This window comes from Sphingomonas trueperi, from assembly GCF_040545665.1.
Classification (GTDB): domain Bacteria; phylum Pseudomonadota; class Alphaproteobacteria; order Sphingomonadales; family Sphingomonadaceae; genus Sphingomonas; species Sphingomonas trueperi_B.
In genome coordinates, this window is record NZ_JBEPMH010000001.1 from 1 (window position 1) to 13,141 (window position 13,141).

Sequence of the window (13,141 nt, forward strand, 5' to 3'; positions counted from 1 at the left end):
CCATCCCGAACTCGGCCGTGAAACCAGACAGCGCCGATGGTACTATTGCTCAAGCAATGGAAGAGTAGGTCGCCGCCAGGCATTGAAGCCGGTGTCGGCAAAGGCACGGAAACCAAAACCCATTCACAACGTCCCCCGTTCTGCCTCCCACGAGGCAACCAGCATTGGCGCGGGGTGGAGCAGCCCGGTAGCTCGTCAGGCTCATAACCTGAAGGCCGCAGGTTCAAATCCTGCCCCCGCAACCAAACACCGACATACCAAACCGCTTCAGGAAATCCTGAGGCGGTTTTTTTATGTCTGTTTTCCGTGAGTTATTCCCGAGTCGCATGATCTCAGGAAGCTTCTCTGGACCCCACCGAACGCCAGGACGTCGATTTGCATTTGGGGGTATTTTCTGGGGTAATCGTCGCACCCCCAGCCGAGTACCCCCAGATGGCGCTCAAGGAACTCGAAGTCCGCTACGGGGCAAAGATCGAACTGACCGGTGTCCGCGCCGCGCACGAGCGCGGCGGGCCGGGCTAGGTGCGGCCGTCCTCGCCGTGGCAGTAGGTGGACAAGCGAGACGGTGGGCCATCCTACTGCCTGCCAGGTCGCGAAGCCGCCTCCAGCACCTCGGCTGCGCCCGCCTCTCTGCGCAGCACTGCAGGCCTGGTCGTGGCGGCGCCGCTGCCCTCTTCATCGACGACGACGCAAGGTGGATCGGATCGGTCGGCCTCGCCGTGCGATAGCGGGAGGTGGCGCCGGGGATGGCTTCGGCGGGGCGCGTTGCGGAGGTCGAGGATACGGGGACATCCGCGCACCCTAATCAGGCGCGCGAGCTTGTCCGGGACATGGCGTTGGGGCAGGCATGAGGCGACCCTTGCGTGGCGGTGCCGGACGCGATCCTCCAACTGACGCCTCGTGGGAAGATCGCCATCCGCCCGCGGACAATCATCCCTTTCCCCAAGATGGCGCCTATCGCCATATCGGCAGCCCGGCCGCATTGCTGCTGCTGGTCTTTGCGCTGAGCGCGCAGGCCGGCAGGAACGAGGGGCGGGGCCTCGCCGCGCTGGCGGCGACGACGCCCACATCGATGTTCTACCGGCGCGCTGCCTTCGTGGTGGCGGGCGCGATTTGGTCGTTGCTGATGGCCGTGCCGGCGACGCTGCGGGCGGGGTCGTCCGAACCGCTGCTGCTCGCGGGCGGCGTGGGCGCGAGCATGGCATTTCTCGCCATGGCCATCGCCGCCTTCACCGGCTCTGCGTTCGCGCCGCGCATGCTCCTGCTCGTCGGGTGGTACGCCTATTTCGCCACCTGACTCGACGTGCGGAAATCAGTGGGAGGGCGCGCGTTCCAAGCCAACGCGGAGATGGCAAAGGCCCGCGGTCGCGGGCCTTTCTATCTCCCTGAAGACCGGCGGATCTGAGCCCTCCCGAGCGCGGAGCCTCCCAAGGCAATTGCGCCACCAGCATCTTCTGCAAGCACCGGGGCAGCGGCTGTAGCCGGATCCGCTGCGCGCGGCTGGGCCAGAACACTCCCGGCACATCACCTTCCACAGCCGGGCGACAAAGGTGCGAAGCCCGCCGCGTACCGGCACGGTACCGGCCGGAGGGGGCGAACCTCGGTATAGGGTATAACCCTACCCCGTAGAATGGCCGCCATCCTCCTGATTTGCGAGGTTTTTGCCAGAACAAGCGGGAGCCGATCGCATGGATGTATCACCCCTGGCGACGGTCGTGCCGGCGCTGAAGGAACTGCCTGCCTTCACCGAAGGGCAACGGGTCCGCGTGCGGGAACGCGCGCCGATCGGCCATTACCGCGTGCCGATCTATCTTCGCGGCCATGCCGGCACCGTCGAGCGGGTGATCGAACCCGCGATGATCGACAATGAAGAAGAAGGCTATGGCCGCAACGCCGGCAACAAGCTGCATTACTACCGCGTGTCGTTCCCCATGACCGAGGTCTGGGGCGACTATGACGGTTCGCCGCGCGACGAACTCCACATCGAAATCTTCGAAACCTGGCTGGAGCAGGCCTGATGGCGCACGGCCACGACCATGATCACGATCATGACGACCACGCCCCGATCGTCGCCGACGCCGCCCCCGACTATTACGAGGTGATGGAGACGGCGGTCCGTGAGATCCTGATCGCCAAGGGTTATCTCACCGCCAATGACATCCGCCACCAGATCGAGGTGTTGGACAGCCGCACGCCCGCGCTGGGCGCGGCGGTGGTCGCGCGGGCCTGGACCGATCCCGCCTTCAAAGCGCGACTGCTCGAAAACGGCCGCACCGCCTGCGAGGAACTGGGGATCAGCTTCTACGACGATACCCAGCTGATCGTGCTGGAGAACACGGCCGAGGTGCACAACCTGATCGTGTGCACGCTCTGCTCCTGCTATCCGCGCCCGGTGCTGGGCCTGCCGCCCGACTGGTACAAGCTCAAGCCCTATCGCGCCCGCGCGGTGAGCGAGCCGCGCAAGGTGCTCGCCGAATTCGGCACGATCCTCCCCGACGATGTCGAGATCCGGGTCAGCGATTCCACCGCGGTCATCCGCTATCTCGTCCTGCCGCGCCGCCCCGAGGGGACCGAAGGCTGGTCCGAGGCGCAGCTGGCCGCGATCGTCACCCGCGACGCGATGATCGGCGTGATCCCCGTAACGCTCGAGAAGGAGGCCGCGTGATGCCCACCCAGGATTTCGTCAGCCGCCTGCCCAATGACATCGGCGGGTTCGAGGCCGGGTCGGTGCAGCGCGTCGAGCATGTGCTGGAGCCGTGGGAAAAGCGCTGCCACGCGCTGGCCGACGTGCTCGACTTCAAGAAGCTGATCAACACCGAGGAGAAGCGCAAGGGCGTGGAAGCGCTCGGCGAGACGCTGATCGGGAAGCTGCCCTATTACGAACGCTGGATCGTCGCCTTCGCGAACATCAGTTTCACCAAGGGCTTTTTCACGCCGACCGAACTGGCCGAAAAGATGGCCGAGGTGGAGGCACGGTTCGCGGCGCAGCAGGCGGACTGACATGGCAGCGCAGCCCACCTGCTTTCAGGAAGCCGATCCCAGGCTGGCGCTGTGGCGCCGCGCCGGCGTGGAGGGAGCCGGTACCTTCTTCCTGATGCTTGCCGCGGGCGGGGGCGGGATCGCCGCCGCGCGGGTCTTCGCGGCGGTGCCGGGCATGATCCTGCCGATCACCGCGATCGTGATCGCTTCGGCGCTGGTGGCGCTGATCGTGGCGCTCGGCAGCGTCTCCGGCGGCCATTACAATCCCCTGATCACCATGCTCCAATGGCTGGCCGGGGAGCGCTCGCGCGGGTGCACCATCGCCTATATGCTGGCGCAGTTCGCCGGCGGGCTTGCCGGCGGGATCGCCGCGGCGCTGCTCTGGGGCGCGCCGGTCGGCGGGGCAGGGGGCTTCGGCTGGCATGGTATCGCCAGCGAATTCGTGGCCAGCGCCGGGCTGATGCTGGTGGTGTTCGGCTGCATGCGCAGCAAGCGGGTGGAGACCGGACCCTTCGCGGTGGGTGCCTGGCTGATCGCCGCCGTCATCGCGCTGCCGACCACCTCCTTCGCCAATCCGGCGATCGTCCTCGGCGCGGCGGTCTCCGCAGGCCCTGTTGCGTTGGGAGGGGCGTCCCTGGTGCCTTATGTTGGCGCCGAGATCGTCGGCGCGCTGCTCGCACTGCTTCTTCTTCTGCTGCTGTTTCCCAGGGGAGCCGAGGCGTGATCCCGCCTGCGACGTCGGCGCCCGCGGCAAGCGCCCGCTTCCGTCGCCACCTCGCCTGGGTCTATGCGGTGCTCGCGGTCCTGAACCTCGGCGGATGGGGCGCCGCGCTGCTTTTCTTCTATCGTCAGCCGGCGATGCTCGGCATTGCGGCGGTCGTATATGGCCTGGGCCTGCGCCACGCGGTGGATGCCGACCACATCGCCGCGATCGACAATGTCACGCGCAAGCTGATGCAGGAACGCCAGGAACCGGTGTCGGTGGGCTTCTGGTTCGCCATTGGCCATTCGCTCGTCGTGATCCTCGTTACCGCATTGGTGGTTCTCGCTACGTCGAGACTGCAGGTGTTTGCCGCGTTGCAGGAAGCCGGAGGCACGATCAGCACCTGTGTCTCGGCCGCGTTTCTGCTCGCCGTCGCCGCGATGAATGTCGTCATCTTGCGCACGATCCTCCGCGCCTTGCGCCGCGTACGAGCGGGAGACGCGATCGATGACGGGGAACTCGATCTATTGTTTGCCGGCACAGGACCGCTGTCCCGTCTGTTCCGCCCGCTGTTCAGGTTGATTTCCCGACCCTGGCAGATGGCGCCGCTGGGGTTCCTGTTCGGCCTGAGCTTCGACACCGCGACGGAAGTGACCTTGTTCGGTCTCTCCGCAACCCAGGCCTCGCACGGCGTGTCGCCGATGGCCGCGCTGATCTTTCCCCTGCTGTTCGCGGCAGGCATGTCGCTGCTCGATACCACCGACGGGGTGCTGATGGTCGGCGCTTATCGCTGGGCGTTCGTGAAGCCGGTGCGCAAGCTCTACTACAATATGACGATCACGCTGATGTCGATTGCCGTCGCCCTCTTCATCGGCGGTGTGGAAATCGTCGCGCTGGTCGTCCGCCGCATTCATCTCGAAGGCGCTGTGGCCCAGATCGCCACCGCGCTGAACGAGAACTTCAATGCGCTGGGCTTCGCGATCATCGCTGCCTTTGGGCTTGCGTGGCTGCTATCCTATTGCCTCTTCGGACGCATCGAGGCACCGGCCCGCGCACTGGCCGAGCGCTAACGCCCGGCAGGCTGGCGATTCCGCGGCGCACGAGTGCCGAAGTAGCGCGTGGGCGCAGTCCTTCGCCGCCCTGACGTGCTTTTTGTCAATCCTGGCCTATAGGTCTGGCGACACCCGATGATAATCCCGGGCCCCCAGAATTGTTGGTTGCGGATGCCCTATGGATCGACTGGAAATGCTGCGGACGTTCATCGCGGTTGCCGACAGGGGCAGCTTCGCGGAGGCGGCGCGCAGCCTGAACATGACGCCCTCCACCGCCACCCGCGCGATCAAGGACCTGGAAGAGTCGCTCGGGCTGACGCTGCTGATGCGCACCACCCGCTCGGTGCGGCTGACCGAAGCCGGCGAGGGCTATATCGCCCGCTGCCGCGCGGCGCTGGCGGAGCTGGACGCAGCGGAACGGGACGTGCGCGGCGTCGGCGCCAAGCCGCGCGGCACGCTGGTCGTCACTGCGCCGATGGTGTTCGGCCGGCTCCACATCGTGCCGGTGATCGACGCGGTGATCCGCACCAATCCCGATCTCAACATCCGCCTGCTGCTGCTCGATCGCGTGGTGCGGATGGTGGAGGAGGGGATCGATGTCGCCGTGCGCATCGCCGATCTCTCCGACAGCGCGTTCCACGCCGTCCGCGTCGGCGAGATCCGCAAGGTGGTGACGGCGAGCCCGGCCTATCTCGCGGCGCATGGCGAGCCGGCCACTGTGGCCGACCTCGCCGCCCACCGTCTGATCCATTTCGACGGGCTCGCCGGGCCGCCGGGGGAATGGCGCTTCGGCCCTTCCGGGCGGCCGGCGCTTCGGCTCGAACCGCGCCTGATCGTCAACAGCGCGGACGCGGCGATCCAGGCGGCGTGCCTGGGGATGGGGATTACGCGTGCGCTCTCCTACCAGGTGGCGAACGATATCGGCGCAGGACGCCTGCAGCGGCTGCTGGTCGACCAGGAGCCGTCCCCCGTGCCGGTGCACCTGCTGTTCCAGGGCCAGCGCTCCGCCTCGCCCAACCTTCGCGTGTTCATCGAGGCGGCGAAGCAGTATTTCCGGACCGCCCACCTCGGCTGAGCCGGGGCAGGACGGGTGCGCAGGCCCTTGCGGGAAGAGGCCTGCGCACCAGGCTCATGCCGCGCGGTCGTGAAACGGATAGTCGGTGTAGCCGCGCGCATCCCCGCCATAGAAGGTCGCGCGATCATAGGCGTTGAGCGGCAGGCCCAGCCGCAGCCGCTCCGGCAGGTCGGGATTGGCGATGAACGCGCGGCCGAACGCCACCGCATCGGCATCCCCGGCCTCCAGCAGCGCTTCTGCGCCGGCGCCGTCGAACCCGCCGGCTGCGATGATCGTCCCGCGGAACAGGGGGCGCAGATGGCGCACCGCGACCGGTTCGGCCTCGGCGATCAGTTCCGTGCCCTTGATGCGCGGCTCGACGACGTGGAGATAGGCGATGCCCAGCGCATCGAGCTTTCGCGCGACATAGCCGAAGGTCGCCTGCGGATTGCTGTCGACCATCGAGCCATAGGTGCCGCTGGGGCTCAGCCGTACGCCGACGCGATCGGCACCGAACGCGCCGATGGCGGCTTGCGTCGCATCGAGCAGGAAGCGGGCGCGGTTCTCGATCGGGCCGCCATAGTCGTCGGTGCGCCGGTTGGTGCCGTCCTGCAGGAATTGATCGGGCAGATAGCCGTTGGCGCCGTGGATCTCGACCCCGTCGAAGCCGGCGGCTCGGGCCCGCGCCGCGCCCGCACCGAACTCGGCGACGATCGCCGGGATCTCGTCCCGCTCCAGCGCGCGCGGCATGCTGAATGGGACGGGGCCGTGCGTCGCATAGCCATAGCCCTCCGCAGCGATGGCCGAGGGCGCGACCGGCGCCGCGCCGTCCGGCTGGATGTCCGGATGCGATTGCCGGCCGACATGCCAGAGCTGCAGCACGATCTGCCCACCCCTGGCATGGACGGCATCGGTCACCGCCCGCCAGCCTTCGATCTGGGCATCGTCATAGATCCCCGGCGCGCCGGCATAGCCATAGCCCTGCCGCGAAATCGGCGTCGCCTCGGAGACGATCAGCCCGCCTCTGGAGGCGCGCTGGGTATAGTATTCGCGCATCAACGCGCTCGGGCGATCGCCGGGATCGGCGCGCATGCGGGTGAGCGGGGCCATCACCACGCGGTGGCCCAGCGAAAGGGCGCCGGCGCGGACCGGCGTGAACAATTTGGACATGGGGACGTACCTTTCGATGGGGCTTCAGGCGACCGGCACCAGCGCCTCGACACGGGCGATGGCGCGTCGGACGGCGGGGCGCTGCTCGACCTCGGCATACCAGCGGGCGACGTTGGGCGCGGCTTCCAGGCCGACCCCGGCGAATTCGCGGCGCCACAGCCAGCCGAAATGGGCGATGTCGGCGATGGTGAAGGCGTCGCCGGCGGCGAAGCGGCGTGTCGCCAGCACCGCGTCGAGCACGGCAACCGTCCGCCTGGCTTCTGCGGAGAAGCGCTCGATGGCGAGCGGCTGCGGCTCGGCAGCAAGGCGCTGGAAGAAACCGGACTGGCCGAAGGCGGGGCTCAGCCCGGAGGCGTGGAAGAACAGTTGCTCGAACACGCGCGCCCGCGCCTCGCCCGTGGCGGGGAGCAGCTTGCCGGTCTTCTCGGCGAGATAGACCAGGATCGCGGCGGACTCGGTGAGCACCAGGTCATTGTCGACCAGCACCGGCACCTTGGCGTTCGGGTTGAGCGTGACGAAATCGGGCAGCTTCTGCTCGCCCTTGCGGATGTTCACCGCGTGCAGGTCATAGTCGAGCCCCAACTCTTCCAGCGCGATCGGCACCTTGATGCTGTTGGGCGTGGCGAAGGCATAGACGTCAAGCATGGGAGTCCTCCCTGGAGTGGAGACGGGCGCGGAGCAGCGGGGCGGCCATCGCGACAAGCGCCGGGATGGGGCTGCCGGTGCTCTGAAAGGCGAGCAGCCCGTCGAGGACCGCGGGTGCGGCGCTGGTCCGCATCAGCCATGTCAGCATCGTCGTTCTCCTCGTCCGCTTCGGCCGATCCGAAGGCGTGACGTCCAGATGCCTATTCTGCTGTGGACATGGCAGCGGGCTCCGGGCGATAACGTCCATTCCAGGGAGGAATGACGTGGACCGATATCAGGCAATGGCCACCTTCGTGCGGGTGGTGGAGACCGGCTCCTTCTCGGCGGCGGCGCGCTACTTGAACGTCGGCCAGCCGGCGGTGTCGAAGACGATCGCGCAGCTGGAGAGCCGGCTGCAGGTGAGCCTGCTGATCCGCTCGACCCACGGCCTCACCCCGACCGAGGCGGGGCAGCGCTTCTACGAGCGCGCCAAGCTCGCCATCCAGGAGGCGGACGAGGCCGAGCTGGCCGCGCGCGGGGCGGGGGCTGGCCTGTCCGGCTGCTTGCGCGTGTCTGCCGCCACGACCTTCGCGCGGCTGCATGTCGTGCCGCTGCTGCCCCGCTTCCTCGAACAGCACCCGGAACTGGAGATCGACGTGATCCTCGACGATCGCGTGATCGACCTGATCGCCGAGGGCATCGACGTCTCGCTGCGGATGGGGGCGCTGCCCGATTCCTCGGCCGTCGCGCGCAAGCTGGCGACCGGGCGGCGTTCAGTGCTGGCAACGCCGGCCTATCTCGCCCGTGCCGGTGAGCCGCAGAACCCCGCCGAGATCGCGGCGCACGACACGTTGCTGTACAGCCAGCTCTCCAACATCTGGTCCTTCCACCGCGACGGCACCGAAGCCTCGGTGACGGTGCGCAGCCGGGTGCGGGTGAGCGCGGCGGAAGGGCTGCGCGCCGCGGTGCTGAGCGACATGGGGCTGACCATCGCCTCGGACTGGATGTTCTGGTCCGAACTGGCCGACGGGCGCGTGCGCCGGGTGCTGGCGGATTGGGCGCTGCCGCCGATCGACCTGTGGGCCGTGTTCCCCGCCGGGCGCATGGCGAGCGCCAAGGCACGCCAGTTCGCCGCCTTTGTCGAGGCGGCGATGGCAGACCACCAGGCTACATCCCCGAACTAGCAGCGGCGGCTGCTCATTCCCCGGCGGAATGGACGTTAGTCGCTAGGCGCGGCTGCACCGGCGGCGCGCGGTGGCGCATCTGTGCCTTGCCACTACGGACAAGGACCAAGCCCCATGACTCTCCAAGCCAAGCTCGATGCCTTCAAGGCCGATTTCGAAGCCGGCAAGCCGCCCTACAACGTGCCGCCCTCGGTGATCGCGACGATGCGCCGCGCGACGGCGGAGCTGATCGCCAGCGGTGCTGCCGGCGAAGCGCGCAAGGCGGGCGACAAGGCCCCGGCCTTCACCCTGAACGATCCCGACGGCAACCCCGTCTCCTCGGCGGCGCTGCTCGCCAAGGGGCCGCTGGTCGTCAGCTTCTATCGCGGCGTCTGGTGCCCCTATTGCAACATGGAGCTGCAGGCGCTGCAGGAAGCGCTGCCGGCGTTCCGGGCGCTGGGCGCCAGTCTCGTCGCCATCTCGCCCCAGACCGCGGTGAACAGCCGCAAGTCGGTGCGCCAGAATGCGCTCGATTTCCCGATCCTGTCGGACACCCATAACGATGTCGCCGCAGCGTTCGGCCTCCGCTTCGCGCTGCCCGACTATCTGGTCGAGCTCTACCAAGGCCTCAAGAACGACCTGCCGTCGTTCAACGGCGACTCCAGCTGGACCCTGCCGATGCCGGCCCGCTACGTGATCGGCCAGGACGGCACGATCCTCTATGCCGAGGTGAACCCGGATTACACCCGCCGCCCCGAGCCCGAGGACATGCTCCCGGCGCTTCGTCGCGCCATCGCCCTTTCCGCCTGAGCCTCCGCCCGGCCGCGCCGGCGGCCGGGCCTTTCAGGAGCAGTCCCATGTCGCGTACCTTCCTCGTCACCGGTGCCAGCAAGGGCATCGGCCTTGCCCTCGCCCAGCGCCTGCATCGAAGCGGCCATCAGGTCGTCGGCCTCGCGCGCCGCTCGACGGCGGACTTTCCGGGCACGCCGGTGCTGTCCGACCTTTCCGATCCCGCGGCGACCGAGGCGACGCTCGGCGAACTCGCCGCCCATTTTCGCTTCGACGGCGTGGTCAACAATGTCGGGCTGGTGCGCCCGCAGCCGCTCGGTGCCGTCGAGCTTCCGGTGCTGGACGAGGTGCTGCGCGTAAACCTCCACCCCGCGCTGCAAGCCGTGCAGGCGCTGCTGCCGGGCATGATCGAGCGCGGCTGGGGCAGGGTGGTCAACATCACCAGCCTTACCGTGCTCGGCGCGCCCGAGCGCACTGCCTATGCCGCCGCCAAGGCTGCGCTGGTCAGCTTCAGCCGCAGCTGGGCGCTGGAGCTCGCGACCACCGGCATCACCGTCAACGCGGTGTCGCCGGGACCGACCGAGACCGCGCTGTTCCGCGAGAACAATCCCGCGGGCAGCAGCGGCGAGCAGCGCTACCTCGCACAGGTGCCGATGCGCCGCTTCGGCCACCCGGACGAGATTGCCGCGGCGATCGCCTTCCTGCTTTCCGACGATGCCGGCTTCATCACCGGCCAGACGCTCCATGTCGATGGCGGCGCGTCGATCGGCAAGGCGGCGTTCTAAAACAGCATCCCGCGTCGGCGCTCACGGGCCGGTGCGCTGGTGGAGGAGCTGCAGGCACCAGTCCGTGAACGCGCGGACCTTGGCGGGCCGGTGCTGGCGGGTGGGATAGAGAGCGTAGAGCGGGAAGGTCTCGCCCGGCCAGTCCGGAAACAGCTCGACCAGCGCGCCGCGCGCCAGCAGGTCGCGGCTGCCCAGCTCCAGGATCTGCGCGATCCCGGCGCCCTCGCAGCAGGCCCCGATCATCGTGTCGACGTCCGATACCATCAGCCGCGCCGGCTGGCGCACGGGGAGCACCAAGTCCCCCCGGCGAAACTCCCAGGCGAAAGGACGGCCGGTGCGGGGATCCTGATAGTCGATGCAGGCGTGGTCGATCAGTTCCCGCGGGTCGGCCGGGCGGCCGTGCGCGGCGAGATAGCCGGGCGAGGCCACGGTCAGGATGCGCGTCTCCAGCAGCTTGCGCGCGGTGACCCCCACCGAGGGCGGCTCGCCGAAGCGCAGCGCCATGTCGAACCCGTCGGCGACCAGATCACCCATCTGTTCGCGCATCAGCAGCTCCAGCCGCAGCTCCGGATGCGCTGCGAGAAACGCCGTCAGCGTCGGCGCGAGCACCAGCCGCGAGAAGAACGGATCCACGTTCACCCGCAGCCTGCCGCGGACGCGCTGGCTGCTGCCGGCGGCTTCGAGCGCGGCCTGTTCGATCCCTTCGAGATGCGGGCCTACCCGTTCCCAGAAGCGCCGGCCTTCGTCGGTCAGGCGCAGGCTGCGCGTCGTCCGGTCGAGCAGCCGCACGCCGACGCGCGCCTCCAGCCGCTGGATGGCGCGCCCGACGCCCGACTGGGTCAGCCCCAGCGCCTCGGCGGCACGCGTCATCGTGCCGGCTTCCACCACCGCCATCAATACGGTCACACCCGAGAGCAGCCGTCCGTCATACGCCATGGTTCCATGACTCCTTGTCCGGAATGTCTGGACGGAACGGCGCTACGCCCGTCGGGGTTGCTGCGCCATAGCGGCTGGACCCGTTCTTCAGGAGGATCGCATGACGGAAGCTTCGACTGCCCTTGTTCTCGGTGCGTCGCGGGGGCTTGGGCTTGCCCTTGCCGAGGAATGGCTCGGCCGCGGCTGGCGGGTGATCGCCACCGCGCGCGGCGCATCGGAGGGGCTCGACGCGCTCGCGCGTCGTTATCCCGATGCCCTCGCAATCGAGCAGGTCGACATCAACGCGGCGGACGCGGTACGGGCACTGCGCGCGCGGCTGGACGGGCGGCGGCTCGACGTGCTGTTCGTCAATGCCGGCATCGCCCGCGCGATCGAGGCGAGCCCCGCCACGGCGGACGAAGCCGATTTCCTCGACATGATGCGGACCAACGCCTTTTCGCCGGTCCGCGCCGCCGAACTGCTGCGCGACCTGGTACCCGCAGGGGGCACGATCGCGGTCATGACGTCCGAGCTGGGCAGCATCGAGCATGCCGGCGGCGGCTGGCAGCTTTATTCGGCGAGCAAGGCCGCGCTCAACATGCTGATGAAGGGCTATGCGGCAAAGCATGCCGGTGACGGGCACGTGCTGCTCCTCGTCGCGCCGGGCTGGGTGCGGACCGACATGGGCGGCAGCGACGCGGCGCTGTCGATCGAGGAGAGCATTCCGCTGGTCGTCGACATGATCGACGCCAATCGGGGCAAGCCGGGGCTGCGCTATGTCGACCGGTTCAACCGGTGCATCCCCTGGTGACACCGCACGGCGTCCGCGGCGACCGAGCCTCCGCCGCGGACGCTCCCAGTCAGCGGGTCGGCAGCGTGCGGCCCAGAAAGTCCTGGATCAGCGGCACGATCTCGTCGGCCTTGTCCTCCAGCGCGAAATGGCCGGAATCGATCAGGTGCAGTTCGGCCTGGGGGTTGTCGCGCAGATAGGCCTTGGCGCCGGCGACGACGAAGCATTCGTCGTTGGCGCCCCAGACGATCAGCATCGGCGGCTTGCGCGTCCGGAAAAAGGCCTGGAATTGCGGATAGAGCGCCAGGTTGGTGCGATAATCGTAGAACAGGTCGAGCTGGATCTCGTCGTTGCCCGGCCGATCGAGCAGCGCCTGGTCGTGGCCCCAGGTGTCCGGGTCGACCCGGCTGGGGTCCGACACGCCGTTCAGATATTGCCATTTGGTGATCTCCGGCGTCACCACCTTGCGCAACGCGTTACGGTTCGCGGGGCTGGGATCGGCCCAAAGCGCCTGTACCGGTTTCCAGAAATCCTGGATGCCGTCGAGATAGGCGTTGCCGTTCTGGACGATCAGCCCGGTCACGCGGTCCGGGTGGCGCAGCGCCAGGCGCAGGCCGATCGGCGCGCCATAATCCTGGATGTACATCGTATAGCGGGTGACGCCGATCTGATCGAGCAGCGCTTCGGTCACGTCGGTCAGGTGCGCGAAGGTGTAGGCGAACTGGGTATGATCGGGCGCGCTCGACTGGCCGAAGCCGGGATAGTCGGGCGCGATCACATGGTAGCGCGCCGCGAGCGCCGGGATCAGGTTGCGATACTGGAAGGACGAGCTGGGAAAGCCGTGCAGCAGCAGCACGGTCGGCGCGTCCTTGGGGCCGGCCTCGCGATAGAAGATGTCGAGGCCCTGCACCTTGGCGGTGCGGTAGTGGATCACCGTCTCCGGCGCCTGCACGTTGGCGGCGTTTGTAGGGTCGGCGGCACGCGCGGCGGGTGTGCCGAAGGCGAGAGCTGTGGCAAGCGCGCCGAGGGCGATGGCTTTCATCATGATCTGCTCCTTGAGCGAAGGACTTTGAACGCGCGCTTTTCGCTCAAGGCAGATCGGATGATAATCAGTGTA

16 protein-coding genes, 1 tRNA gene and 1 rRNA gene are annotated in these 13,141 nt (G+C 68.1%); 13 read left to right on the forward strand and 5 right to left on the reverse strand.

Translation table 11 applies throughout. From position 1 onward, the window contains the following. From rrf to ABIC65_RS00040, 9 genes are all read left to right on the forward strand, one after another. A 5S ribosomal RNA gene (gene rrf / locus ABIC65_RS22305) occupies window positions 1–81 on the forward strand; the annotation flags it as partial. Window positions 82–168: 87 nt separating this feature from the next. Beyond that, a tRNA-Met gene (locus ABIC65_RS00005) sits at window positions 169–245 on the forward strand. Window positions 246–982: 737 nt separating this feature from the next. Continuing rightward, complete coding sequence (locus ABIC65_RS00010) at window positions 983–1,297, forward strand: hypothetical protein (protein ID WP_354306171.1); 315 nt, start codon at window positions 983–985, stop codon at window positions 1,295–1,297. Between the two features lie 391 nt (window positions 1,298–1,688). Next, the gene (locus tag ABIC65_RS00015) at window positions 1,689–2,018 is read left to right on the forward strand and encodes an SH3-like domain-containing protein (RefSeq protein WP_354306172.1); all 330 of its coding nucleotides are present in this window, start codon (window positions 1,689–1,691) and stop codon (window positions 2,016–2,018) included. Continuing rightward, window positions 2,018–2,665 (forward strand): nitrile hydratase subunit alpha, encoded by a 648-nt coding sequence (gene nthA / locus ABIC65_RS00020; protein ID WP_354306173.1) that lies wholly within the window; start codon window positions 2,018–2,020, stop codon window positions 2,663–2,665. The genes ABIC65_RS00015 and nthA overlap by 1 nt, the downstream gene beginning before the upstream one ends. Then, window positions 2,665–3,000, forward strand: coding sequence for an SH3-like domain-containing protein (locus tag ABIC65_RS00025; protein WP_220667363.1), 336 nt, complete (start codon window positions 2,665–2,667; stop codon window positions 2,998–3,000). Before nthA ends, ABIC65_RS00025 begins: the two co-directional genes overlap by 1 nt. 1 nt (window position 3,001) lies before the next feature. After that, window positions 3,002–3,703: an aquaporin gene (locus tag ABIC65_RS00030; RefSeq protein WP_354306174.1), complete on the forward strand. Its 702-nt coding sequence runs from the start codon at window positions 3,002–3,004 to the stop codon at window positions 3,701–3,703. After that, entirely contained in the window at window positions 3,700–4,752 is a 1,053-nt protein-coding gene (locus tag ABIC65_RS00035; protein ID WP_354306175.1) for a HoxN/HupN/NixA family nickel/cobalt transporter, read from the forward strand. Before ABIC65_RS00030 ends, ABIC65_RS00035 begins: the two co-directional genes overlap by 4 nt. 175 nt (window positions 4,753–4,927) lie before the next feature. Next, a complete protein-coding gene (locus ABIC65_RS00040) occupies window positions 4,928–5,809 on the forward strand; it encodes a LysR family transcriptional regulator (protein WP_354306176.1) in 882 nt (293 codons plus the stop codon). 54 nt (window positions 5,810–5,863) lie between these two features. On the opposite strand, the gene ABIC65_RS00045 is transcribed toward ABIC65_RS00040, so the two are convergent. The 3 genes from ABIC65_RS00045 to ABIC65_RS00055 are packed head-to-tail and all read right to left on the reverse strand — an operon-like array spanning window position 5,864 to window position 7,751. Then, the gene (locus ABIC65_RS00045; RefSeq protein ID WP_354306177.1) at window positions 5,864–6,958 is read right to left on the reverse strand and encodes an alkene reductase; all 1,095 of its coding nucleotides are present in this window, start codon (window positions 6,956–6,958) and stop codon (window positions 5,864–5,866) included. 24 nt (window positions 6,959–6,982) lie between these two features. Then, window positions 6,983–7,603: a glutathione S-transferase family protein gene (locus tag ABIC65_RS00050; RefSeq protein ID WP_354306178.1), complete on the reverse strand. Its 621-nt coding sequence runs from the start codon at window positions 7,601–7,603 to the stop codon at window positions 6,983–6,985. Continuing rightward, a complete protein-coding gene (locus ABIC65_RS00055) occupies window positions 7,596–7,751 on the reverse strand; it encodes a hypothetical protein (RefSeq protein ID WP_354306179.1) in 156 nt (51 codons plus the stop codon). The genes ABIC65_RS00050 and ABIC65_RS00055 overlap by 8 nt, the downstream gene beginning before the upstream one ends. Window positions 7,752–7,866: 115 nt before the next feature. Between ABIC65_RS00055 and ABIC65_RS00060 the strand changes: the two genes are divergently transcribed. From ABIC65_RS00060 to ABIC65_RS00070, 3 genes are all read left to right on the forward strand, one after another. Then, entirely contained in the window at window positions 7,867–8,766 is a 900-nt protein-coding gene (locus ABIC65_RS00060; RefSeq protein WP_354306180.1) for a LysR family transcriptional regulator, read from the forward strand. A gap of 114 nt (window positions 8,767–8,880) precedes the next feature. Continuing rightward, window positions 8,881–9,555 carry a peroxiredoxin-like family protein gene (locus ABIC65_RS00065; RefSeq protein ID WP_354306181.1) on the forward strand — a complete coding sequence of 225 codons (675 nt, stop codon included), beginning with the start codon at window positions 8,881–8,883 and terminating at the stop codon, window positions 9,553–9,555. 47 nt (window positions 9,556–9,602) lie between these two features. Continuing rightward, window positions 9,603–10,319 carry an SDR family oxidoreductase gene (locus ABIC65_RS00070; RefSeq protein ID WP_354306182.1) on the forward strand — a complete coding sequence of 239 codons (717 nt, stop codon included), beginning with the start codon at window positions 9,603–9,605 and terminating at the stop codon, window positions 10,317–10,319. A gap of 21 nt (window positions 10,320–10,340) precedes the next feature. On the opposite strand, the gene ABIC65_RS00075 is transcribed toward ABIC65_RS00070, so the two are convergent. Then, a complete protein-coding gene (locus ABIC65_RS00075) occupies window positions 10,341–11,255 on the reverse strand; it encodes a LysR family transcriptional regulator (RefSeq protein WP_354306183.1) in 915 nt (304 codons plus the stop codon). A 100-nt stretch (window positions 11,256–11,355) separates the two neighbouring features. Here ABIC65_RS00075 and ABIC65_RS00080 point away from each other — a divergent pair, with 100 nt between their 5' ends. Continuing rightward, a complete protein-coding gene (locus ABIC65_RS00080; protein ID WP_354306184.1) occupies window positions 11,356–12,045 on the forward strand; it encodes an SDR family NAD(P)-dependent oxidoreductase in 690 nt (229 codons plus the stop codon). A 49-nt stretch (window positions 12,046–12,094) separates the two neighbouring features. Here the strand turns inward: ABIC65_RS00080 and ABIC65_RS00085 are convergent, their stop codons facing one another. After that, window positions 12,095–13,066, reverse strand: coding sequence for an alpha/beta fold hydrolase (locus ABIC65_RS00085; protein ID WP_354307741.1), 972 nt, complete (start codon window positions 13,064–13,066; stop codon window positions 12,095–12,097). Window positions 13,067–13,141 lie beyond the last annotated feature (75 nt).

Bases quoted from the DNA above. Each gene is read 5' to 3' on its own strand.
- nthA (WP_354306173.1), top strand. From the start codon at position 2,018: ATGGCGCACGGCCACGACCATGATCACGATCATGACGACCACGCCCCG.
- ABIC65_RS00050 (WP_354306178.1), bottom strand. From the start codon at position 7,603: ATGCTTGACGTCTATGCCTTCGCCACGCCCAACAGCATCAAGGTGCCG.
- ABIC65_RS00080 (WP_354306184.1), top strand. From the start codon at position 11,356: ATGACGGAAGCTTCGACTGCCCTTGTTCTCGGTGCGTCGCGGGGGCTT.
- ABIC65_RS00085 (WP_354307741.1), bottom strand. From the start codon at position 13,066: ATGAAAGCCATCGCCCTCGGCGCGCTTGCCACAGCTCTCGCCTTCGGC.
- ABIC65_RS00065 (WP_354306181.1), top strand. From the start codon at position 8,881: ATGACTCTCCAAGCCAAGCTCGATGCCTTCAAGGCCGATTTCGAAGCC.
- ABIC65_RS00025 (WP_220667363.1), top strand. From the start codon at position 2,665: ATGCCCACCCAGGATTTCGTCAGCCGCCTGCCCAATGACATCGGCGGG.
- ABIC65_RS00045 (WP_354306177.1), bottom strand. From the start codon at position 6,958: ATGTCCAAATTGTTCACGCCGGTCCGCGCCGGCGCCCTTTCGCTGGGC.
- ABIC65_RS00070 (WP_354306182.1), top strand. From the start codon at position 9,603: ATGTCGCGTACCTTCCTCGTCACCGGTGCCAGCAAGGGCATCGGCCTT.
- ABIC65_RS00030 (WP_354306174.1), top strand. From the start codon at position 3,002: ATGGCAGCGCAGCCCACCTGCTTTCAGGAAGCCGATCCCAGGCTGGCG.
- ABIC65_RS00055 (WP_354306179.1), bottom strand. From the start codon at position 7,751: ATGCTGACATGGCTGATGCGGACCAGCGCCGCACCCGCGGTCCTCGAC.
- ABIC65_RS00075 (WP_354306183.1), bottom strand. From the start codon at position 11,255: ATGGCGTATGACGGACGGCTGCTCTCGGGTGTGACCGTATTGATGGCG.
- ABIC65_RS00040 (WP_354306176.1), top strand. From the start codon at position 4,928: ATGCTGCGGACGTTCATCGCGGTTGCCGACAGGGGCAGCTTCGCGGAG.
- ABIC65_RS00015 (WP_354306172.1), top strand. From the start codon at position 1,689: ATGGATGTATCACCCCTGGCGACGGTCGTGCCGGCGCTGAAGGAACTG.